This window comes from uncultured Planococcus sp. (genome assembly GCF_947501725.1).
Lineage (GTDB): Bacteria > Bacillota > Bacilli > Bacillales_A > Planococcaceae > Planococcus > Planococcus donghaensis_C.
Genome location: NZ_CANMXD010000011.1, coordinates 1 through 22,204 on the forward strand (window position 1 = coordinate 1; position 22,204 = coordinate 22,204).

The 22,204-nt window shown below is 45.4% G+C and carries 20 protein-coding genes; 11 read left to right on the plus strand and 9 right to left on the minus strand.

The window, feature by feature from the left end:
* Window positions 1-241: hypothetical protein (locus Q0785_RS15365; RefSeq protein WP_298831766.1), on the plus strand; the 241-nt coding region annotated here is incomplete at its 5' end.
* Here Q0785_RS15365 and Q0785_RS15370 read toward each other — a convergent pair.
* Window positions 210-1,112, minus strand: coding sequence for a DMT family transporter (locus Q0785_RS15370; protein WP_298831769.1), 903 nt, complete (start codon window positions 1,110-1,112; stop codon window positions 210-212). The two genes, Q0785_RS15365 and Q0785_RS15370, sit on opposite strands and share 32 nt — an antisense overlap.
* Window positions 1,113-1,217: 105 nt before the next feature.
* On the opposite strand from Q0785_RS15370, the gene Q0785_RS15375 reads away from it, so the two are divergent.
* Window positions 1,218-1,946 (plus strand): MgtC/SapB family protein, encoded by a 729-nt coding sequence (locus tag Q0785_RS15375; RefSeq protein WP_298831770.1) that lies wholly within the window; start codon window positions 1,218-1,220, stop codon window positions 1,944-1,946.
* A gap of 16 nt (window positions 1,947-1,962) precedes the next feature.
* Window positions 1,963-2,949: a cation diffusion facilitator family transporter gene (locus tag Q0785_RS15380; RefSeq protein WP_298831773.1), complete on the plus strand. Its 987-nt coding sequence runs from the start codon at window positions 1,963-1,965 to the stop codon at window positions 2,947-2,949.
* Window positions 2,950-2,990: 41 nt separating this feature from the next.
* Here Q0785_RS15380 and Q0785_RS15385 read toward each other — a convergent pair whose 3' ends face one another.
* From Q0785_RS15385 to pruA, 4 genes are all read right to left on the minus strand, one after another.
* Complete coding sequence (locus Q0785_RS15385) at window positions 2,991-4,154, minus strand: iron-containing alcohol dehydrogenase (RefSeq protein WP_298831776.1); 1,164 nt, start codon at window positions 4,152-4,154, stop codon at window positions 2,991-2,993.
* Between the two features lie 111 nt (window positions 4,155-4,265).
* Window positions 4,266-5,510 carry a Glu/Leu/Phe/Val dehydrogenase gene (locus tag Q0785_RS15390; RefSeq protein ID WP_223641994.1) on the minus strand — a complete coding sequence of 415 codons (1,245 nt, stop codon included), beginning with the start codon at window positions 5,508-5,510 and terminating at the stop codon, window positions 4,266-4,268.
* An 82-nt stretch (window positions 5,511-5,592) separates the two neighbouring features.
* A complete protein-coding gene (locus Q0785_RS15395) occupies window positions 5,593-6,786 on the minus strand; it encodes an ornithine--oxo-acid transaminase (protein ID WP_298831786.1) in 1,194 nt (397 codons plus the stop codon).
* Between the two features lie 98 nt (window positions 6,787-6,884).
* Window positions 6,885-8,429 carry an L-glutamate gamma-semialdehyde dehydrogenase gene (gene pruA, locus Q0785_RS15400; RefSeq protein ID WP_298831788.1) on the minus strand — a complete coding sequence of 515 codons (1,545 nt, stop codon included), beginning with the start codon at window positions 8,427-8,429 and terminating at the stop codon, window positions 6,885-6,887.
* Between the two features lie 139 nt (window positions 8,430-8,568).
* On the opposite strand from pruA, the gene Q0785_RS15405 reads away from it, so the two are divergent.
* Window positions 8,569-9,882 (plus strand): sigma 54-interacting transcriptional regulator, encoded by a 1,314-nt coding sequence (locus Q0785_RS15405; protein ID WP_298831791.1) that lies wholly within the window; start codon window positions 8,569-8,571, stop codon window positions 9,880-9,882.
* A 38-nt stretch (window positions 9,883-9,920) separates the two neighbouring features.
* Here the strand turns inward: Q0785_RS15405 and yugI are convergent, their stop codons facing one another.
* Complete coding sequence (gene yugI / locus Q0785_RS15410; RefSeq protein ID WP_142828969.1) at window positions 9,921-10,295, minus strand: S1 domain-containing post-transcriptional regulator GSP13; 375 nt, start codon at window positions 10,293-10,295, stop codon at window positions 9,921-9,923.
* Between the two features lie 86 nt (window positions 10,296-10,381).
* Window positions 10,382-12,994, minus strand: coding sequence for a hypothetical protein (locus tag Q0785_RS15415; protein ID WP_298831799.1), 2,613 nt, complete (start codon window positions 12,992-12,994; stop codon window positions 10,382-10,384).
* 149 nt (window positions 12,995-13,143) lie between these two features.
* Here Q0785_RS15415 and Q0785_RS15420 point away from each other — a divergent pair, with 149 nt between their 5' ends.
* Together Q0785_RS15420 and Q0785_RS15425 are read left to right on the plus strand one after the other, a co-directional pair.
* Entirely contained in the window at window positions 13,144-14,481 is a 1,338-nt protein-coding gene (locus Q0785_RS15420; protein WP_298831802.1) for a sodium-dependent transporter, read from the plus strand.
* 102 nt (window positions 14,482-14,583) lie between these two features.
* Window positions 14,584-14,796, plus strand: coding sequence for a helix-turn-helix transcriptional regulator (locus Q0785_RS15425; protein WP_223641976.1), 213 nt, complete (start codon window positions 14,584-14,586; stop codon window positions 14,794-14,796).
* Between the two features lie 54 nt (window positions 14,797-14,850).
* Here Q0785_RS15425 and Q0785_RS15430 read toward each other — a convergent pair whose 3' ends face one another.
* Window positions 14,851-15,111 (minus strand): DUF1871 family protein, encoded by a 261-nt coding sequence (locus tag Q0785_RS15430; RefSeq protein ID WP_298831805.1) that lies wholly within the window; start codon window positions 15,109-15,111, stop codon window positions 14,851-14,853.
* 172 nt (window positions 15,112-15,283) lie between these two features.
* Window positions 15,284-15,985: a peptidylprolyl isomerase gene (locus Q0785_RS15435; RefSeq protein WP_298831808.1), complete on the minus strand. Its 702-nt coding sequence runs from the start codon at window positions 15,983-15,985 to the stop codon at window positions 15,284-15,286.
* Between the two features lie 127 nt (window positions 15,986-16,112).
* Here Q0785_RS15435 and Q0785_RS15440 point away from each other — a divergent pair, with 127 nt between their 5' ends.
* From Q0785_RS15440 to Q0785_RS15460, 5 genes are all read left to right on the plus strand, one after another.
* Window positions 16,113-17,345 carry an MFS transporter gene (locus Q0785_RS15440; protein ID WP_223641970.1) on the plus strand — a complete coding sequence of 411 codons (1,233 nt, stop codon included), beginning with the start codon at window positions 16,113-16,115 and terminating at the stop codon, window positions 17,343-17,345.
* A gap of 208 nt (window positions 17,346-17,553) precedes the next feature.
* Window positions 17,554-19,968 (plus strand): Na+/H+ antiporter subunit A, encoded by a 2,415-nt coding sequence (locus Q0785_RS15445; RefSeq protein ID WP_298831815.1) that lies wholly within the window; start codon window positions 17,554-17,556, stop codon window positions 19,966-19,968.
* Window positions 19,955-20,377 carry a Na(+)/H(+) antiporter subunit B gene (locus tag Q0785_RS15450; protein WP_223641966.1) on the plus strand — a complete coding sequence of 141 codons (423 nt, stop codon included), beginning with the start codon at window positions 19,955-19,957 and terminating at the stop codon, window positions 20,375-20,377. Before Q0785_RS15445 ends, Q0785_RS15450 begins: the two co-directional genes overlap by 14 nt.
* Window positions 20,377-20,724 (plus strand): Na(+)/H(+) antiporter subunit C, encoded by a 348-nt coding sequence (locus Q0785_RS15455; RefSeq protein ID WP_223641964.1) that lies wholly within the window; start codon window positions 20,377-20,379, stop codon window positions 20,722-20,724. The genes Q0785_RS15450 and Q0785_RS15455 overlap by 1 nt, the downstream gene beginning before the upstream one ends.
* Window positions 20,717-22,198 carry a Na+/H+ antiporter subunit D gene (locus Q0785_RS15460; protein ID WP_298831823.1) on the plus strand — a complete coding sequence of 494 codons (1,482 nt, stop codon included), beginning with the start codon at window positions 20,717-20,719 and terminating at the stop codon, window positions 22,196-22,198. The genes Q0785_RS15455 and Q0785_RS15460 overlap by 8 nt, the downstream gene beginning before the upstream one ends.
* Window positions 22,199-22,204: the final 6 nt, after the last annotated feature.

A 22,204-nucleotide genomic window follows, 5' to 3' on the forward strand; every position in this document is an offset into this window, starting at 1 on the left:
CAGTAAGTTTTGCGCGGGCCGTTTTGCGCGGCCGTTGCTGTTTGTTGACGTTTTGCTGTTCAGTTTTCAAGGTTCAAGTTTGATTGCCGCGCTCATTGGCGACTTTATTAATATACCTTACTTCAACTTCAGTGTCAATACTATTTCAAAATATTTTTTCTGGGTTGTCTTAAGGACATATATAAATATAAACCGCCACGAGCGAAAAATCAAGCCTTTCTTTTTAAAAAGAACATTTTAATTTTTTGATAGTCTGTAATAAACAGCGTAATCCCCGCCAACACTACACTTCCGCCCACTATTTGAGATACGCTCAAATACTCACCAAGTATAAAGTAAGCAAGAATAGCAGCTCCTACTGGCTCAAAAAGAATCGCAATTGAAATGACATTGGTACTAACCCACTTCAACGCCCAGTTGAATAAGGTGTGGCCAAGCAAATTTGGTATGAGTGCCAATAATAAAAACCACATCCATTCGGAAGCCGGATAAGGCCCAAAGGATTCTCCTTTGAATACAATATAGAAGAATAACGTTATCGTGCTGATTCCGTAAACAACGAACGTATAAGTCACTAATGATAATCTCTTTCTAACATCCTGTCCAAATAACAAGTAAGCTGTGATCAGTGCACAAGCAATCAAAGCCAACAGGTCTCCATAAAGCGCACTTCCACTTACCTTAAAATCTCCGTAACCAATCAGTACACTTCCCGAAATCGCAATCCCTCCCGCAACAAGGGTCTTAATAGAGAGTTTCTCTTTAAAGAAGAAGTATGTACCCGCAAAAGCGAATAATGGCTGCAGCGTCACAAGTACTGTTGAACTGGCCACTGATGTATAATTAAGTGATTCAAACCATAAAATAAAATGAAACGCTAAAAATACTCCAGCTATCGATGTGAAGAGCCAATCTCTTCTGCTTAGCTCTTTGATTTCATGGGTATATTTCAGGAAGAAGACAGGACTCATAATCAAAATCGAGAATAACATACGATAAAAAGCTGTTACTCCTGAATCGGCAGATGTCATCTTAACAAAAATCGCTGACAACGCTACCGAGAAAACTCCTACTATAATAGGGATATACGGATGAATAGCCGGTTTCTCCATTCAAACACCTCTTCTTTACTTCATTTACACCGACAATGCACGTTATAAGTTTGCCATTACCAGCCAAAAGAATCAATATAAGTTCAAATAAGGAGGGTTAACAATATGGAGTTTTTCAGTGCCTTACAAATATCTTCATTGGAAACTTTCTTTAAACTTCTTATAGCTGCTCTTTTAAGTTTAGTCATTGGGCTAGAAAGGGAATTAAAAAGGAAGCCGGTTGGACTTAAAACGAGTGTCGTCATTTCCACCTTCAGTTGTCTGTTGACTATCATCTCGATTGAATCTGCTTATATTGCGCAAGGCAGCGAGTATGATAATGTTAATATTACAATGGATCCGCTGCGCCTAGCTGCCCAAATTGTTTCCGGCATTGGTTTTTTAGGAGCCGGAGTGATTTTAAAACGCGGCAACGATTCCATATCAGGATTGACTACTGCAGCGATGATTTGGGGTGCTGGAGGAATCGGAATTGCAGTTGCAGCAGGTTTTTATATTGAAGCCATGACTGCTGTGCTGCTCGTACTGATTGGAATTGAAGTGTTACCTCTCCTTCTCTTTAAGTTTGGGCCAAAGCGTTTGAAGATGGTCGAAGCGAACTTAAAAGTAATTGTGGCTGACCGAGCATCAATACGAGAGGTGTTGAATGAATTAAAAAAAGGCGGTTCGCTTATTGAAAGCATATCCATCACCCATTCAGATTTGGAGGGTCCTTCTTCTTTTCAGAAACTGACGATCCGCATGTCATTTTCACATGAGAAAGACACAATCGATCTGTATCAAGAGATATCGGATATGGAAAAGGTTAAGCAAGTTGAAATTGAACTGATTTGATCGAGGAGGAATTTTGATGAAAGAATTTTTCGGATTATTGAAAAACGGCAATAAGCCGTCATTGACGGCAGCAGTCATTAATACATTTATCGCTATTATGAAAGGCGTCGCTTTCTTTTTTACCGGCAACGTCGCTATGTTCGCTGAGACGATGCACTCTATTGGCGATGCAGCCAACCAGTATTTCGTTTTCATCGGTTCAGCACTCTCTAAGAAAGCTCCGACAAAGCGATTTCCAAATGGTTTTGGCCGTCTATTGAATATTGTTCTTCTCGGGGCGGTGTTGATTGTTGGAATCATGGCTTATGAAACGATCATCGAAGGCTGGCACCAGCTGACTCATCCTGTAGAAGCAGAAGGATTTATCATCAGTGTTGTGGTGCTGTCCATTGCAATCATTCTTGAATTTTTTGTTCTATATAAAGCCGGCAAAGAAATTTTACATGAAGCCGGTGTTAAAGGTGGAGCAATGGCTCCGCTCACTACAAGCTTTACCCATTTGAACCGGGCGAAGCCGGCAACTAAATTAGTATTCCTGGAAGACCTGGTAGCAACTGCAGGTGGTGTATTGGCCTTGATCGCGGTACTGATTGCACATTACACAGGCTTCCTGCAAGTCGAAGGTGCGGCATCCATCGCTATCGGCTTTATGATGCTGTACGTTGTCGGGAAAGTTTTCATGGACAATGCACGTGGTGCCATCGGTGAAACAGATGAACAGATGGTCAACCATATTGCCCATCTATTGAGCGACCATCCTGATGTTCGGGATATCAAGGAACTGGAAGTTGTTAAAGAAGGAGAATTCCTTCATGTCGAAACAAAAATCGAAGTTGACCCTAAGTTGGATGTTACACAAGCAGACGCCTTGCAGGAACGCTTGGCAGAACTTATCCTCAGCCAACCAAGTGTCGATGATGTGATTGTTTCCCTGGATGCCGATGACGGCCTTCCTCATTGGACGCATCTCAGCAGCCGCCCCGCATCTCTCGATAAAAAATGACCAAAGAAAAAAGGCTCAGCGCTTTATGCTGAGCCTTTTTCTTATAGAGACGCCTGAAGAATTTCTTTAACGTCTTCATCTTTTAATTTTGCAAAGTTGCCGAACTCACCATAGACCATGGCTTTTTCAACCATCATATCAATTTTCGAATCATCGATGTCGTAATAGTCCAAACGTGTAGGTGCACCAAGAGAAGTCCAGAACGCTACCAGGCGATCGATGCCTTCGTTGGCGATATCCGTTTCTGATTTGCCTTCTGGATCCACATCAAAGACACGGACTGCCATTTGAGCAAAACGAGCAGGATTCACTTTCACATTGTGGCGCATCCATTGCGGGAAGAGAATCGCCAATCCACCGGCATGGGGAATATCATAAACAGCCGACACGGCGTGTTCGATATTATGTGAGCCCCAGTCTCCTCTATAACCCATTTCAAGGAACTTGTTTAAAGCCATTGTTCCGGCAAACAAGATCGTTTCACGGTTTTCATAGCTTTGAAGGTCGTCCATCAATTTCGGTGCAGTTTCAATGACTGCTTTCAACACACCTTCACACATCCGGTCTTGAACAGGTGTGTTGCTCGCATCGTTGAAGTATTGTTCGAAAATATGGGACATCATGTCGACAATTCCGTAGACCGTATGGTTTTCCGGGACCGACAATGTATATGTCGGGTCAAGGATTGAGAATTGCGGGAATGACAGCGGGCTACCCCATCCATATTTCTCCTGCGTTTCTTCATTTGTGATAACGGAACCGGCATTCATTTCAGAACCCGTTGCCGCAATTGTTAAAACTGTCCCGAAAGGCAAAGCTTCTTTCGGCTGTGCTTTACGGGAAACGAAATCCCATGCGTCCCCGTCATACTTGGCGCCACAAGCGATGAGCTTGGTGCAATCGATGACGGAACCGCCGCCTACTGCCAAAATCATTTCAATGCCTTCTTTTTTGCAGATTTCAATGCCTTTTCTGGCAGTCGAAATCCGTGGGTTCGGTTCTACTCCGGAAAGCTCGAAAACTTCAAGCTCTGCTTCTGACAACATTTGAATGACTTCATCATAAAGACCATTCTTTTTAATACTACCGCCACCGTATACCAGCAATACCCTCTTACCGAATTTCGGCAACTCTTTCTTGGCCGCCTGAAGCTGGCCTTTACCAAAAATTAGTTTTACCGGGTTGTAAAATGAAAATGCATTCATCCAATCATCCTCCTCTATTCAGGTTATATTATGTAGTTTCTTAAAACAAAATGCAAAAGATTGAGACAGAAAAACCGCCTGGAACAGAATCCAGGCGGTTTTCTTATTGTCTTAAACCCAGCCACGGAAGCGTGAAGCTTCAGCAGTTCTGCGGGCGCCGACCATATAAGCTGCCAAACGCATGTCGATATTGCGTGTAGTGGCAACGTTGTAGACATTTTCAAATGCATCAACCAATTTTTTGTTGAGTTTTTCGTCCACTTCTTCTTGTGTCCAATAATAACCTTGGTTATTTTGTACCCATTCAAAGTAAGAAACCGTAACTCCGCCAGAGCTTGCCAGAACATCAGGAACTAAAAGGATTCCGCGATCTGTCAGCATCTTAGTGGCTTCAGCGGTAGTCGGGCCGTTTGCTGCCTCGACGACGATGGAAGCCTTGATATCATTGGCATTCTCTTCCGTAATCTGATTTGCGATAGCTGCAGGTACCAGGATATCGCAATCCAATTCAAATAATTCCTTATTTGTGATGGTGTTATCGAATAGAGTAGTAACCGTTCCGAAACTATCACGGCGGTCCAATAAATAATCGATATCCAAGCCATCCGGATCGTGAAGAGCGCCGTAAGCATCCGAAATGCCGACTACTTTCGCTCCAGCGTCATGAAGGAATTTCGCGAGGAAACTCCCTGCATTGCCGAAACCTTGAATGACAACGCGTGCACCCTGCATATCCAGCCCACGTTTTTTTGCAGCTTCATTAATACAGATGGTCACACCTTGAGCTGTTGCTTTGTCGCGGCCTTGAGATCCCCCAAGAACAATTGGTTTACCTGTGATAAAGCCCGGAGAGTTGAATTCATCGATTTTGCTGTATTCATCGTACATCCATGCCATGATCTGAGAGTTAGTAAACACATCCGGCGCTGGAATGTCTTTGTTCGGTCCGACAATCTGACTGATCGCACGGACATATCCACGACTCAATTTCTCAATTTCGTGCATGGACATTTCGCGCGGGTCGCAGATAATGCCGCCTTTTGCTCCACCGTAAGGCAATTCCACAATCCCACATTTTAATGTCATCCACATTGATAAAGCTATTACTTCATCACGATTTACATCCGGATGAAAACGGACTCCACCTTTTGTTGGTCCGACCGCGTCACTGTGTTGAGCACGGTAACCGGTAAAGACTTTTGTTTTGCCATCATCCATTCGCACCGGAATCCGCACTTCCAAGATCCGCATCGGTTCTTTAAGAAGTTCGTACATCGCATCTTCGTATCCAAGCTTATCCAATGCAGTTTTAATAACATTCTGCGTTGACGTCAACAAGTTCAAGTTTTCAGCCATTGTATTAGTTCGCCTCTTTATATTTTAGTAATTACTCAGCATCTAGTGTAACACATGTCAATATTTATGTGCCATGTGAATGCTATTTAGAGAATACTTTTTGAATGCGTTCAATCGCCCAATCAAGTTCTTCTTTTGAAATGATTAGGGGCGGTGCAAAACGGATAACCGTATCATGCGTTTCCTTGCATAAAAGGCCCAGTTCCTTTAATTGTTCGCAATACGGTCTAGCAGCTTCAGTCAATTCCATACCGATGAACAATCCACGGCCTCTGACTTCTTTAACAGACGGATGGTCGATTTCACGCAATTTCCCCATGAAGTATTCGCCCAGTTCCTGAGAGCGTTCTGAAAGCTTCTCATCTAGCAAGACTTCCAGAGAAGCAACGGAAACTGCACATGCAAGCGGATTTCCGCCGAAAGTGGAACCGTGTGATCCCGGATTGAATACACCCAGTACGGATTTGTCGGCTACGACACAAGAAATCGGGAATACCCCGCCGCCGAGCGCTTTGCCAAGGATATACATATCCGGATTAACATCTTCCCATTCGCAGGCAAACATTTTGCCTGTACGCGCAAGTCCGCATTGAATTTCATCCGCAATAAAAAGAACGTTGTTTTCGCGGCAAAGTTCTCTCGCTGCTTTAAGGAAACCTTTTGGAGGCATGATGATTCCCGCTTCACCCTGAATCGGTTCGATCAGGAATGCAGCAGTGTTTGGTGTAATTGCATTTTTCAATGCTTCTAAATCACCGAATGGAATCAAGTTGATGCCAGGAAGCATCGGTCCGAACCCTTTGCGGTATTCAGGATCTGATGACAATGAAACAGCCGTCATCGTACGGCCATGGAAATTTCCGTCGCAAGCGATGATTTCTGCCTGGTTATCCGCGACACCTTTTACATCATATGCCCAACGGCGTGCAGCTTTGAATGCCGTCTCAACAGCTTCAGCACCCGTATTCATCGGCAATGCCATTTCCTTACCGGAGATGTCGCAGATCATTTGATACCATGGAGCCAATTTATCATTATGGAATGCACGCGAAGTCAAGGTAACGCGGTCCGCTTGATCTTTCAGTGCTTGAATGATTTTCGGATGGCGATGTCCCTGGTTGACAGCTGAATAAGCTGACAGCATATCCATGAATTTGTTGCCCTCTGGATCTTTTACCCATACGCCTTCTGCTTCTGTAATTACGATCGGCAGCGGGTGATAGTTATTCGCACCGAATTTCTCTGTTTGTTCAATAATAGTCTGTGTCTGCGTCATCTAAATTCCTCCTTTTTTAAAAAGGGCAGACATTCGTCTGCCCCTTTAATGAATTATTATACCATTTCTTGTTGTGTTAATACATTTAGAATGTTGAATTAATACATTTCAGAAGTGGTTTGTGCCTGCATGTGAAGAACAAGGTAATCTGGTCCGCCTGCTTTTGAGTCGGTTCCGGACATGTTGAATCCACCGAATGACTGGTATCCAACGATTGCGCCTGTACAGCCGCGGTTGAAATACAAGTTCCCAACATGGAAATCTTCACGGGCTTTTTCAAGGTTCGCGCGGTTGTTTGTAATAACTCCGCCAGTCAAACCATATTCCGTGTTGTTGGCGATTTCGATTGCATGGTCAAAATCTTTCGCTTTCATCAAACCAACGACTGGACCAAAGATTTCTTCCTGCATAATGCGTGCCTGCGGATCTAGATCAGCAAAGACAGTCGGATTTACGAAGAAGCCTTTAGAATCATCTCCGTCTCCACCTGCAACCAGTCGGCCTTCTTCTTTGCCGATTTCAATATAGTCCATGATTTTTTTGTATGAGTTTCCGTCAATGACCGGTCCCATGTAATTGGATTGATCTGTCGGATCGCCGATCGTCAATTCTTTTGTCAATTCGATGACGCGTTCAAGAACAGTGTCGTATACATCTTCAACGATGACAGCACGTGATCCAGCTGAACATTTCTGTCCGCTGAAGCCGAAGGCAGATTTCACGATCGATTGTGCAGCAAGCTCAAGATCCGCTTCCTTGTCCACGACCATTGTATTTTTCCCGCCCATTTCAGCAATCAGACGTTTCATCCAAATCTGCCCTTTATTCACTTTAGAAGAACGCTCTGCAATGCGCAGGCCAACTTCTTTTGAACCTGTAAATGAGATGAAGCGAGTGTTCGGATGATCGACCAAGTAATCCCCAACTTCTGCGCCTGGTCCTGGAATGTAGTTGACAACGCCTGGTGGCATGCCCGCTTCTTCAAGGACTTCAATGAATTTGTAGGCAACGATTGGGGTTGTTGAAGCTGGCTTCAATAGAACCGTGTTTCCTGCAACCATTGCTGCAACAGTTGTTCCAGCCATGATCGCGAAAGCGAAGTTCCAAGGCGAGATAACGACGCCTACTCCCAAGGGGATATAATCGTAGCGGTTGTCTTCGCCTGGACGGCTTTCCACTGGCATGCCATCTTTCAGGCGCAGCATTTGGCGAGCGTAATATTCCATGAAATCGATGGCTTCTGCTGTATCCGCATCTGCTTCATTCCAAGGCTTGCCTGCTTCTTTCGTCAATAGTGCCGAGAATTCGTGTTTGCGGCGGCGGACAATCGCAGCTGCTCTCATCAACACATCAGCGCGAATTTCAGGTTTTACTTTCTTCCACGTTTTAAAAGCTTCGTCAGCTGACTGCATTGCTTTTTCAGCCAATTCTTTATTTGATTTTGACACGCGGCCAATTAGTTCTTCTTTATTTGAAGGATTGAATGAAACGATTTTATCTTCAGTGGTTACACGCTCTCCACCAATAATCAACGGATAGTCCTGACCCAGGTAAGCTTCAACTGTTTTCAAGCCTTCCAGGTAGTCTGTGCGATTTTTGTCGATCGAGAAATCTGTGAATGGTTCGTGTTTGTAGGGAATCATGTAAATCCTCCTTGAGTTTTAAGTAAGCGCAAAAAAAATTTGCACTTTATATCTGCTTCCATATATAATAATGCAAAAGATTGTTGCATAATTCAAGTGTTTTTATTTAAAAAATCAAAATAATTTTGGAGTGAGCGTTTTGAAACCGGAAGATATCGATTTATCCCCATTCTATAAATTTGCCGGAGAGCACGTGGCCATTGGGATTCACGCAGTTGACACTAAAGGGAAAACCATTCTTTACAATAAAAAGATGAGGGAAATTGAAGGCTTTGATTTTGATGAGCTGGCGGACCGCTCCCTGTTGGAAATGTTCCGTTTCGACCAATCCGAGAGCACCCTTCTGCAAGTTCTGCAAAGTGGTAAGCCTGTTTTCAACGTTAAACAAACTTATTGGAACCGAAAAGGCCAGGAAATCACCACCATCAATGATACGTATCCGGTCTTCAATGGAAAGAAACTGATTGGGGCCATCGAGTTATCACGGGATGTCACGACGCTCGAAAAAGTGATTTATCAACCCTTGAAAAAATACGAAGAACCCATCACCTTTTCGACGATTACCGCAGTTTCCAAAAGTATGAAGAAAGTCATTGCAACTGCTGAAAAAGCGGCCACAGCAAAATTGCCGGTACTGCTGGTTGGGGAATCGGGGACCGGCAAGGAATTGATTGCTGAAGCGATGCACTCTGCCCAATCCTCTGACAGGCAAATGTACACACTCTATTGCCATGGAACGGATGGCATGATCATCGATCAATTAGGGGAAGACATCAAGCAAATTGACGATGGCACCATATACTGTGAGCGAATCGACTTGTTGCCGCTGCCGCTGCAGAAGCAATTATTAGAGATGGCTGAAGAACGTTCGAAGGGAAATACGTATTTTATCGCAAGTGTCGGTGACGACCCCGTGGAATTGATCGCTTCAAATCAGTTATTGAAGGATCTGTATTATTTCTTTTCGTCGATGACCATCAAAGTGGAACCCCTGCGGTCCAGAAAAGAAGACATCCTGCCGTTTGTAAACGATTACTTTTCACGTCATCGGATGATGGTCGGTTCGATCGTCCAAGGGTTGGATCAGGAAGTCACGGATTTGCTTCACACATATGATTGGCCAGGCAATTTAAAAGAACTCGAATTGCTGCTCGATGAAACTGCTTCGATGTTGACGACACAGGAAATTGTGACGGTCGACATGCTGCCGCATCACTTCAAGCTGAAGACAGATCTGAAGAGTGATCATCAACCTGAGGATTTTATCGTCCAATCCAATACGGACCTGTTGCCGCTTGATGAATATTTGTTCGAGGCCGAGATGTATTATCTTCAAAAAGCGATGGATCTTCATGGCGGCAACGTCACGAAAGCAGCTGCTGCCCTTGGGATGAGCCGGCAAAACCTGCAATACCGGTTACGGAAAATCAAAAAAAACGAAGCGCAGACATGAGGTCTGCGCTTCGTTTTTTGTTTTGTTACTGGTTTTTCTTACTGTCCAGAACGTTTGATCCACTCTTGCATTTTGTCTTTCAATGAGTTGAATCCTTCAGAATCACTTTCGTTCACGTGTGACTGAAGAGATTGTTTTGGTTTTTCAGTTCTTTGAGCTGCTGGTGGCTGCTCTTGAAGTGCGCGGATTGAAAGGCTGATTTTTTTAGATTTCTCATCAACTTCCAATACTTTCACGTCAACTTCTTGTCCTACTGCCAAATACTCACTTACTTCTTTCACGTAACCGTGAGTGATTTCTGAAATGTGGACCAAGCCTTGTGTTTGGTCGTCTAAAGCTACGAATGCACCGTATGGCTGGATTCCTGTTACTTTACCTGAAACCGTATCGCCTGTTTGGTATGTTTTTGTCATGTTTACCCGCTCCTAGTCATATCTAATTGTCCTGTACACCTATTGGCATCTGTATATTATAGCACAGGTATATGCCTAGAGTAAAATCAGTAATTATTTAAGATAGCCAGACGCCATCCGTCCTCGGTTTTTTTCATCAAAAAGCTTTCCTTAAACAGACTGTCCTGAGGGCCGGAAGCGTATTCTATTTCGGCTCTGCCAGTAAAGTCTCCTGAATTCCATGCACTGAAATTGGTCGCGAACGTCAAATGTGCCAATTCGGAAAATGGGCGAAAACTATGCAATTCCAAAAAATACACGTATTCTTCATCTGTCCATTCAGTTTCTGTACTCAACCTTCTCATCGTTTGGATATCTTTGTTTTCCACGGCTTTGAAAAACACCCCTGCCACTTCTCCAGGTTTGGTGTCAGCAGGAAGCTGTTCCTGTTTATCTGCTGTAAATGCCGTATACAAAGAGTCGACAACTTCTTTAAACTGCTGATCTTCACCCAGCAGGTCGTAACTTTCGTACTGCTGGTAGTCGACTTGCCATATCCGGTCTTTCTCAGTCACCAACAGGACATCCAATCGTTGATCGTGTTCATCCAATTGAACTTGAGGGTAGATATAGACCTTGTCCTTTACCCGCTGTTTAAAGAAGCCCCCCGAAAGTTCAACCCATTGTGCGGTTTCTGCAATATCGGGAATTTGCTTCCACTCTTTTTCGAATTCCGTAAGCGGCGGCTTTAACGGACTTTCCGCCAACAGATGCCACAGCGTTTCGGTATCTCCGAGTTTATTGGCATAGTGGTACATGAACAAAACGTCCAGTGGCGGGACGTCCGCTAAAAGCTCTAGGTCGTGAGTAGATTTGAATGATTCGTATAAAGGCTGTATGCGGCTCCAGTCAAAATCCTGCATGTCGACAAATTCATCTTCAATCATCAAATTGCCATTGGGCAGCTTCTCGGCAAGGTCACCTGACTTTTCCATCGCCAAAGCATCCGAGAGATCCTGGAATTCCAATTCATCGTAATGAGCCGAGGCAGTCCAATCACTGGCTTCCATCTCCTCAAGGATCGGCAGCATCAAAAAGGCCAGCGGATTGGATGTAGCCAAGCCATTCCAGGCTTTGCGGTAATCGTCTTTGACTTTTCCTTCATCATTATAGACCGAAGAGCTTTCGCTCCCCTTCACCAACTGCCAAAAGACTTGCTGATAGGCCACTTCGATTCCACCAAATAAGGAAGTCCCATCCCCTTCCTCCAATAAAGCCTGCTCCATGATGATCAAGTGCTGAGGTACGCTTTCGACAGGCATCAAAAATCCGCTGTCATCAAAATAAGGTTCATTGCTCAAGAGGTTTAAATATTGCCAGGCATAAGGGTCACTTGCGATCGGCTGCTGCTGATTAAGGATATGGACATCCCGGACCGTTCTGAACTTTTCACCGTTTGGATGTACAACTGCGAACAAGTTGTATTCGGGAAGGGATTGCACAAGCAAACGCAATTCTTCAGGATAGTTTTCTGACTCCGCCAACAGTTTTTCGGGAGATAACTGGTCCATCACGATCGTCGATTCCAATTCCTCCTGATACTTCAACAGCACGCTGTCCGCAAACACACGGAGCTCGCCTGTTTTGGCTGCATAATTGCGGAGAAAGTCTTTTATTTCGCTGCTCGGCATTGTGTTGGGACCCGTTAAGGACTCGGTCATGCCTCTCGGCGTTTCAATTTGCCTGAAAAGGTGATCCATGGCCAGCTGCATTTCAATGGGATCATCTTCCAGCGAACGGAGTGATTCATCACTGAACATCCTTGCCATTTCGGCATCTGCCTGTTTGACATAATTCAGCTGACTATATTGTTCAACCGACATTCCCAATCGTTTTGGCGAGGTTTCTTTGATGGTTTCGTATTGACTTTGCCAATCGGCAACCATTTCATCCGTCACTTTCTCAGCTTTTTGATATTCTGTTGTTCCTGCTGTTTCGGACTGCTGGTCATTTACCATAAAGCTGGCTCCGATGACCGCTGACAGAAACAGGCCCGCCATTCCCATTACAATGAACGGTTTTTTTCGGTTCTGCGGTGGAGGCTCTGTGATTTTAGCGGATTCTTCTGGAGAAGAAAGGTTTCTATCTACACGCTGAAGCTCACGATCAGCTGGCAAAGGCGGCAGAAAGCGGCGATAGGATTTTTCAAGCAGAACCAGCCGCTGTTGCATCTGTCGTTCGTCCACTTGCAGATGCTGCTGCAACTCCCGCGTTCCTTCTTCCAACACCTGACGTATCTGATGGTCCTGCATTTCTGTAATGATAGAGATATCCGCTGGCGACAAGCTGTGAAAGCGAGCTAAAGCAAATGGGACACGCTTAACCAAGTCCATTTTTTGCAGCTGCGTGTGCAGTTCCTGATCCTCCGGAAACCCAAGTACTTGAGGTTTACTGTTGTTTTCAAGTTGGAGAGGGTGCTCCTGTACTTGTTGAACCGTTATTTTGTATAGCTGAATTTTTGCCTGCTCTGGTGTCAGCTGCTCGAATTGTTCATACAGTTGGAGCAGGACCAGCTGTTGGAAATTCGGCAGTTCTTCTATAGTTACACCTAATTGGTAGACAAAGCGGCCGAGATCCGGCTGGATTTCACCCGCCCAAGAAGAGAATGCGGATTCTTCCCCTTTTTGGCCTTGTCCATAATGATCATTTGCAGAAGCCATTGCTCCACCTCTCAACCTTTTGGAATAATCACTCTTTTCACTTACTAAGTATTATACGCCCTAATCTTCCCAGCGTTTCAAATACTGCTATTTTTTTTAGTGCTGCTCGTGTAAAATGAGGAAATCTACATGAGATAGGAGTGAAGAAGTTGAAAAAACGTGATCAATGGAGTTCCAAGCTAGGCTTTATTCTTGCGGCTGCAGGGAGCGCAATCGGCTTGGGGGCCATTTGGAAATTCCCATACGAAACCGGCGCTAATGGAGGCAGTGTCTTTATCTTACTGTTTATCATCAGTACAGTAGCCATCGGATTGCCGATTCTTCTGGCTGAATTTGTCATCGGCCGCAGAGGCCAGGCTGACGCAGTCAGCGGATTGAAAAAACAAGCTCCCGGTAAACCGTGGTATTTAATCGGCTGGTCCGGATTTATCTTTTCGTTTCTGATTTTGTCTTTTTACAGTGTTGTTGGCGGTTGGGTCTTATCGTATTTGGGCCGTTCTATCCTGTTCCAGTTATCCGATTTAGGGGACGCTGAATTTGCCGAGCTGTTTACCGGCATCATTACTAATCCATGGGAAGTTCTGCTTGCGCAGGCCGCTTTCATGGGATTGACTATTTGGATTGTACAAGGCGGCATCAAGGGCGGCATCGAACGCGCCAGCAAAATCATGATGCCGGCATTATTGATTTTCTTCCTGGTGTTGATGATTCGTTCGTTGACACTGGACGGCGCAATGGAAGGCGTACGTTTCATGTTCGTTCCTGATTGGTCATTCTTTAATTTTGAAACAGCATTGGTGGCACTTGGCCAAGCCTTCTTCTCGTTAAGCGTCGGTGTTGCCGGAATGATCACCTATTCATCCTACCTGTCGAAATCTGAAAATCTGACTCGATCTTCTGTCAGTGTGGTATCCTTGAACATCATCATTTCAATCATGGCAGGATTGATCATCTTCCCTGCTGTATTCGCTTTGGGCTATACACCCGATCAGGGGCCTGGTCTGGTGTTCATCATTCTTCCAGCTATTTTCGATCAATTGTTCATGGGTGAATTCCTGATGATCATCTTCTTTATCCTGTTGCTGTTTGCAACCTTGACTTCTTCCATTTCCATGCTGGAGATCACGGTTTCCATCGGCGTCAAGAATAAATACGATCGCCGACGCCGTGTCGCGTTGATTTTCGGCTTGATGATTTTCATCGTCGGAATTCCGAGTGCCTTGTCTTTCGGCGTTATGCCGCAGGAGATATTCTTCGGGATGACATTCTTCGATTTCGTCGACACATTGACGAGCAGAATCGGCTTGCCGCTCGGCGCCTTATTCACGTCACTATTTGCAGGCTATGTCCTGACGAAGCAAGATGCGCACGAAGAGCTGTCCCAGCAAAATCTATGGGTTGATATTTGGCGTATACTGGTCCGTTATGTGGCACCGATTGCAATCATCGTTGTCTTTATCCAAGGCATCATTGCTATCTTCCAATGATGAAACTGTTCGAAAAATGCCATAACTTATCCTATCGGAAAAATTCTGTGCATGATAGTATATAAATAGAAGAAAGTTCCATTAAAGAAGGAGTGCAGGAAAATGAAAAATGAGTTACACGACCAATTAAAAGCGCTTCGCGTAGAGCGTAACTTATCATTGGACGAATTGTCCTTAAAGACAAGAATTGGCGTCGCCAAGCTTCAAGCCTACGAAAGTGGCGAAGAAGTCCCTTCCAATCAAACTATTTTAATCCTTTCAAATGCATTGGAAGTACCCGCTTCTAACTTAGTAGATGGCTTAGGTTCAAAATAAGCCCTCATCAAAAAAGAGCTTTCAGCGAATAGTCGCCGAAAGCTCTTTTTGTTTTCAGATAATGTGTTTCGCTTCATACTTGAATGCAATCAACTTGTAGGAAATTTCCACACACTTCTCCAATGGAATCCATTTATCGAAGGAGATTTCATAGATGCTCTGGATTTGCTTCGCGAGCTCTGATGGATGATCCAGAACATGTAATTGGGCGATGACTTCTTCGATTTCGGCGCCATACATCTCTGAACCGATTGCAAAAGGATCCCATTCTTCCAGGACTGCAACGGCTCTTCTGTTCATTTCACTTGTATTCATTTGTTTTCACCTAACATTTCTACATCGTTAAGGGCTATAATAGCACAGAAACACAAAAAGAAAAGCAGAAGAACCAGGTAAAAAAGGAGCTTCTGCAATTCATTTTAAGTATTGAGATGGCCGTTCACTTCTTCAGTCATCTGCCGGAGTAGCTGGCACTTGCCCTTTTTTGTCACTGCTCCAGTATTTCGATGGAATCGATGGTTACGTCTTCGACCGGTTTATCCTGCACCGTTTCAACTGCCGCGATGGCATCTACGACATCCATCCCTTCGATCACTTGGCCGAACACCGTATGCTTGCCGTCAAGCCAAAACGCACCACCTTGTTCCAGATAAACTTCCCGGATTTCCTCCGGGTATTCGCCGGTCAAATCCGCTTCTGCAACAGCAGGTGCCTGGACGATGAAAAACTGGCTGCCGTTCGTCGTAGGACCTGCATTCGCCATCGACAAAGCACCGCGGATATTGAAGAGGTGGTCATTGAATTCATCTTCAAATGGAGCACCATAGATACTTTCACCACCACCGCCCGTGCCCGTCGGATCTCCTGTCTGGAGCATAAAATCTTCAATCACACGGTGGAAAGTCAATCCGTCGTAATATCCTTCCTCTGCATGCGTCAAAAAGTTTTCTACGGCTTTTGGTGCAATCTCCGGAAACAGTTTAATCTGCATGGGTCCCATGGAAGTCGTAAGTTCAACAAGTGCTTCGTTTTCAGCGACTTCTTTAGAAAGCTGAGGATAACCGTCCACTTCAACCGCTTCACTTTCGGTTGGTGCTGCGGCATCTTCTGTTCCGGTCTCCGCTTCTTCTCCTGAGCATGCACTCAGGAATAATGCCAATAAAATCGGCGTTATAATTGCTTTTTTCATCCTTTTCACCCCGCCTTATTTTAGCATAGAATATTTTTGAATTCACTTGTAAGATACAACACTTTCTTCGTAAGGCGAAATATCTTATAATAAGAACAGTTGCTCCATTAAGAAAGAAGGGGTCCAGTTGGATACTCAGAAAAAGAATTTCTTCATCATCATGTTCACCAATTTCCTGGTGGCCGGCAGTACCACAATGATTATGCCATTCTTATCTCTTTATATCGAATCACTCGGCAACTTCACTGATGAATACGTACAGCGCTGGTCTGGCCTCGTATTCGGAATCACCTTTGTCGCTGCATTGATCATGTCGCCGATTTGGGGCCGCATTGCTGATAAATATGGCTTCAAACCGATTTTAATCATCAATGGATTCGGCATCGCCATCAGCATCTTCATGATGGGGACCGCAGATTCTGTAACAGAACTGTTCTTGATCCGTCTGTTCATGGGCGTTGTGACGGGTTTCATCCCGACTTCACTTGCTTTTGTCAGTTCACAGACCTCTAAGGAGACAGCCGGAAAAACGCTTGGCACACTTCAGATGGGCAGCGTCTCCGGCACACTTTTCGGTCCGGTTCTCGGCGGCTTGATGGCCGACGCTTTCGGCTTCCAATACACTTTCCTGATTACAGCCAGCGTCATTTCGATTGCTGCCTTATTTGTGGTCTTCGGGCTGCATGAAATCAAACGGGTTAAACAGAAAGATGCCCATGTCTATGCGCCCAGAACCATCATCACCGGTATTTTGAGCCATCGACTGATACTGAATGTCATGATCATCACGGCGTTGATTCAAATCGGCAATTTCAGCATCCAGCCGTTATTGTCGCTGTATGTTGCGCATTTGACGGAAGGCAGCGGACAAGTGGCATTCCTGGCCGGCATCACTTTCAGCGCAACGGGAGTCGGAAATCTTCTGTTCGCCCGTCGCTGGGGCCGCTTGGGTGATTCAATCGGCTACGAGAAAGTTCTCGGATTCCTGCTGCTGCTGGCATTTGTTTTCATCATTCCACAGGCCTTCGTCACTGAACTTTGGCAATTGATCATTTTGCGGCTGTTGTTCGGGGTTGCAGTCGGCGGAATGATTCCGACGACCACCGCTTTGATGCGCCGGGAGGCACCGATTGAAATCCAAGGGGAAATCATGGGCTATAACACCAGCTTCCGTTTCCTTGGAAATATCATCGGCCCCATGTTCGGCGGGATTGTCAGCGGCTTTATCGGCATCTCTTCCGTCTTTATCGTGACAGGTGTCCTATTCGTCCTCGCTTTTGCCTTCCTCCGCTATACCTTGGCAAAACCCGAACAGGATTTCGAAGATGTACTGCTCGAGCAGGAATTGAAGAATATTTAAAAGCAGGCTTTCATCCGAAAGCCTGCTTTTTTGCTGTTTTTTTTCCTATTCACAAAATAAACATAATCAGGTTTCTTCCTATTTCAAAAGCGCCGGAAAATCTACAGGGATTCAACGACGTTAATCGATGAACGGTGCAAATCCATCAGATTTACGTTATAATTTCTAATTAGAAACTCATCACGTTTATGCTGGAAGGAGGATTCATTTGTCATTTGTATTTTTAATCTTTTTACCTTTGCTTGCAGCTCTGTTCATCCCGCTGCTATTTAAGAAAGTCGGAAAGATCCATACGGGCTGGTTTGTTTTGATTGTTCCCGTTATTTTATTCATTTACTATGCCTCTTTGCTCCCCACCACGATCGCTGGCGGCAATCTGGTTTCTGAATTCCAATGGATCCCTTCACTTGATATCGCGTTTGTTGCGTATATTGATGGGCTGAGCCTGCTGTTCACGCTGCTGATTACAGGCATCGGAGCTTTAGTGGTGCTGTACTCCATTTTCTATTTGGACAAACACCGAGAACAATTACATAATTTCTACGTTTATTTATTGATGTTCATGACGGCTATGCTCGGCATTGTCCAAAGTGACCACTTGATTACGCTCTACCTTTTCTGGGAATTGACATCGATTTCATCTTTCCTGTTGATCGGATATTGGTATACCCGCGACCGTTCGAGATTCGGTGCATTAAAATCTATGATGATCACTGTTTTTGGTGGATTGATGATGCTCGGGGGCTTTGTGCTGCTGAGCATCATGGGGAATACATATTCAATACGTGAATTGATCCCACAAGCACCTCAACTCGCGTCTCATGATTTCTTTATCTGGGCGCTCGTTCTTGTTCTGCTTGGTGCATTTACGAAGTCTGCCCAGTTCCCATTCTATATCTGGCTTCCGGATGCAATGGAAGCTCCTACTCCTGTAAGTGCTTACTTGCACTCTGCAACGATGGTCAAAGCCGGCCTTTACCTGGTTGCTCGCCTGACTCCTGTCTTTGCGATATCCGGAACGTGGATGTGGCTTGTTGCAGGGGTTGGATTGTTCACGATGTTCTGGGGTTCCTTCTTCGCATTGAAACAAAAGGACCTGAAAGGCATTCTGGCATTTTCCACGGTTTCCCAGCTCGGCTTGATCATGTCTCTGCTAGGAGCTTCGGCTGCCGGGTACCATATCGATAATATTGCGGAAACCACATTCAAATATGCCGGATTCGCCGCTATCTTCCATTTGATCAATCATGCAGTCTTTAAAGGCAGTCTGTTCATGATTGCCGGGATCATCGACCATGAAACCGGTACGCGGGACATCCGCAAATTAGGCGGACTCATGAGCTTGATGCCGATCAGTTTCACTGTTGCCATGATCGGTGCCTTTTCCATGGCAGGCTTGCCCCCATTCGGCGGCTTCCTGAGCAAGGAAATGTTCCTGACCGCGATGCTTTCTTTAACTGAATTCGATTTATTCTCCATGGATGTCTGGGGTGTGCTATTCCCGATCGTCGCGTGGCTCGGTTCCGTTTTCACGTTTATCTACAGCTTCTATTTCGTCTTCCATACATTTGCCGGTGAACATAAGCCGGATCAATTGCCGAAGCCTGCGCACGAAGCGCCGATCGGCATGCTGATCTCGCCGGTGTTTCTGGCGCTGCTCGTCATCGTGATTTTCTTTATCCCGAACCTCGTTGGCGACTGGCTCGTCAAACCTGCCGTTATGGCGATCCAGCCCTTCCTGTATAGTTCTCCTGGAGAGGTGGATGTCCATGTTTCGGCTTGGCACGGGTTCAATACCGAACTCTTTATGACCCTCGGCATCTTTGCCGTCGGCGGCTTGATGTTCTGGACATTGCACAAATGGCAGAAGAGCTATGACCGGTTCCCGGATTCCGTGTCGTTGAACGCTTTATACGATAACTTGATGTTCTTGAGCGACAGCGGTGCGAACCGTTTCTCTAAACTGTACATGACCGGCTTTATCCGCTCCTACTTGGTCTACATGTTCAGCTTTGTCGTCATTATCGTTCTCGGAACACTATTCCTGACCGAGGCATTCGCTTATGACGTCACCAACTTGGCGCCGATCGGTTTTTATGAAATTGTCATTCTAATGGCATTGATCGGTTCGACACTGACGATTCTGTTTTCGAAATCGAGGCTTACCGCCATTATCGCGTTAGGTGCAGTCGGTTATTCAGTCGCCTTGTTCTTCGTCATTTTCCGTGCACCGGATTTGGCATTGACCCAGCTGGTGATCGAAACCATTTCTGTCGCGCTGTTCCTGTTGGCATTCTACCATTTGCCGCAGATCAGCCGGAAAGAAGAACGTATGCGTTTCCGTCTTGGGAATGCAGTGATTGCGCTCGGTGTCGGACTCACGATGACTTTGGTCGCCTTGTCTGCACATTCGCAAAAGTTCCTCCCTTCCATTTCCGAGTTTTATAAGGAAACGGTCTACTCGGAAGCGGGAGGCGGAAATATCGTCAACGTTATTTTAGTCGATTATCGTGGATTTGATACATTGTTTGAAATTGCTGTACTGGGCATTGCCGGTATCGGCATCATCACCATGATCAAATTGCGGTTGACCAAAAAGGAGGGTCAACATGAGAACAAATGATGTCATGCTTCAAACGGCCACAAAAGTAGTGACCTTCATCATTTTGATGTTTGCTGTCCACATTTTCTTTGCAGGGCATTATACGCCGGGTGGCGGATTTGTCGGCGGGTTATTGACTACCAGCGCAATCGTCTTGCTGATGCTTGCGTTCGACATTGAAACGGTCAAAAAGATATTGCCGCTCAATTATGTCACGATGACAGCTGTCGGCTTACTGCTGGCTCTTGCCACCGCCTCTGCATCCATCATTTTCGATGTTCCTTTTTTCACACATGCTTATGATTATTTTGAATTACCGCTTTTCGGTAAAACGTCCCTACATTCGGCTTTACTTTTCGATATAGGCGTTTACCTGGTTGTTGTCGGTGTAACGATGACCATTATTCAAACGATTGGAGAGGATGAATAATGGAAATAATTATGTCGGTTGCCATTGGATTTCTCTTTATGGCAGCTGTTTACTTAATGCTTTCGAAAAGCCTGATACGCATCATCATCGGGACAGGGCTGCTGAGCCATGGCGCCCATCTATTGCTGTTGACCATGGGAGGGCTTGGCGGAAACTCCCCGCCCGTCGTGGCCGAAGGGGTCAGCGTCAGCGATTACGCAGACCCTCTTCCCCAGGCTTTGATTTTGACAGCTATCGTCATTTCATTTGCTGTAACATCATTTTTCCTAGTGCTCGCCTACCGGTCTTATCAGGAGCTCGGTACCGATAATATGGATCTGCTGAGAGGAACTGAAGATTATGAGTAATTTACTTCTATTTCCGATCATCATCCCTTTGTTTTTCGCTACTATCCTGATGATTTTTCCGAAGCGACTGAAACTTCAGCGCATTATTGCCGCGATTGCCGCGGGCACGACTTTGATCGCTGCATTGTTCCTATTGGCTAAAGTCAATGCAGATGGCGTACAGGCCGTGACGCTTGGCAGCTGGCCTGCACCTTTCGGCATTTCCATGGTATCGGATCCACTGTCCGCCCTATTGGTAGCTACGACTTCGATCATTACCTTGTTTGTCGTGTTTTACAGTTTCCCGACCATCGGTGTGAAACGTGAGCAATCCTATTACTACCCGGCTGTCATATTTTTGATGGTCGGCGTCAATGGTGCCTTTACCACAGGCGACATCTTCAACTTGTTCGTATTTGTCGAAGTATTGCTGATGGCTTCATATACCTTGATTGTCCATGGCGGGGAAAAACCTCAACTGCGTGAATCCATCAAATACCTGCTGGTGAACATCATTTCATCTGCTTTGTTTGTTGCCGCTGTCGCGTTCCTTTACTCGGTTACTGGAACGTTGAACATGGCCGACCTGGCAGTGAAGATTCCACAGATTGAAGAGACCGGCATCCTGACTGTCATAGCTGTCATGTTCCTGATGGTCTTCGGCTTTAAAGCTGCTATTTTCCCGTTATACTTTTGGTTGCCGGGATCGTATTACTCACCACCTATTCCAATATTGGCGCTGTTTGGAGCTTTGCTGACAAAAGTCGGCGTTTATGCCATCATGCGTACATATACATTGTTCTTTACAATGGACATCGCATTTACCCACGAGTTGCTGGGAATCATCGCGATCCTGACCATTCTTGCCGGCTGCGTCGGTGCACTTGCCTATTTCGATGTTAAAAAGATCATCATCTACAACATCATCATTGCTGTCGGTGTGATCCTGTTCGGAATCGCTCAATTAAATCAGCCAGGTGTCGATGGATCCATCTTCTATCTGCTTCATGATATGCTGATCAAAGCTTCCCTGTTCTTCCTGGTCGGAATTGTCGCCGTATTGTTCGGCACATCAGACCTGCGTAAAATGGGCGGATTGATCAAAACCTATCCATTCCTTGGCTGGACGTATCTGGTTGCCGCATTTGGACTTGCGGGAATACCGCCGCTCAGTGGATTCCCGGGCAAACTGCTGATTGTCCAGGGTGGATTTGAAGGCCCGCAATTCTGGGGCAGCATCGTCATTCTTGCAACCAGCCTGATCGTGTTGTTGAGTGCTGTGCGCATCTTCATCTATGCTTTCTGGGGAGAACCGGTTGAAACCGTTCCCTTAAAGAAATCCGTTTTCAATCAAATGTTTATCCCGACGGTCATCCTTGTTGCCATTACAGTGGTATTCGGGGTCGGTGCGGAACTCTTCATGCCGTTCATTTCAGGCGCAGGTGAAGTGCTGCTGAATCCATCCATCTATATTGATGCGGTCTTAAAGGAGTAGATGACA

Bases quoted from the DNA above. Each gene is read 5' to 3' on its own strand.
- Q0785_RS15460 (WP_298831823.1), top strand. From the start codon at position 20,717: ATGAGTAATTTACTTCTATTTCCGATCATCATCCCTTTGTTTTTCGCT.
- Q0785_RS15450 (WP_223641966.1), top strand. From the start codon at position 19,955: ATGAGAACAAATGATGTCATGCTTCAAACGGCCACAAAAGTAGTGACC.
- Q0785_RS15390 (WP_223641994.1), bottom strand. From the start codon at position 5,510: ATGGCTGAAAACTTGAACTTGTTGACGTCAACGCAGAATGTTATTAAA.
- Q0785_RS15425 (WP_223641976.1), top strand. From the start codon at position 14,584: ATGAAAAATGAGTTACACGACCAATTAAAAGCGCTTCGCGTAGAGCGT.
- pruA (WP_298831788.1), bottom strand. From the start codon at position 8,429: ATGATTCCCTACAAACACGAACCATTCACAGATTTCTCGATCGACAAA.
- yugI (WP_142828969.1), bottom strand. From the start codon at position 10,295: ATGACAAAAACATACCAAACAGGCGATACGGTTTCAGGTAAAGTAACA.
- Q0785_RS15415 (WP_298831799.1), bottom strand. From the start codon at position 12,994: ATGGCTTCTGCAAATGATCATTATGGACAAGGCCAAAAAGGGGAAGAA.
- Q0785_RS15395 (WP_298831786.1), bottom strand. From the start codon at position 6,786: ATGACGCAGACACAGACTATTATTGAACAAACAGAGAAATTCGGTGCG.
- Q0785_RS15430 (WP_298831805.1), bottom strand. From the start codon at position 15,111: ATGAATACAAGTGAAATGAACAGAAGAGCCGTTGCAGTCCTGGAAGAA.
- Q0785_RS15455 (WP_223641964.1), top strand. From the start codon at position 20,377: ATGGAAATAATTATGTCGGTTGCCATTGGATTTCTCTTTATGGCAGCT.
- Q0785_RS15370 (WP_298831769.1), bottom strand. From the start codon at position 1,112: ATGGAGAAACCGGCTATTCATCCGTATATCCCTATTATAGTAGGAGTT.
- Q0785_RS15385 (WP_298831776.1), bottom strand. From the start codon at position 4,154: ATGAATGCATTTTCATTTTACAACCCGGTAAAACTAATTTTTGGTAAA.
- Q0785_RS15375 (WP_298831770.1), top strand. From the start codon at position 1,218: ATGGAGTTTTTCAGTGCCTTACAAATATCTTCATTGGAAACTTTCTTT.
- Q0785_RS15435 (WP_298831808.1), bottom strand. From the start codon at position 15,985: ATGAAAAAAGCAATTATAACGCCGATTTTATTGGCATTATTCCTGAGT.
- Q0785_RS15380 (WP_298831773.1), top strand. From the start codon at position 1,963: ATGAAAGAATTTTTCGGATTATTGAAAAACGGCAATAAGCCGTCATTG.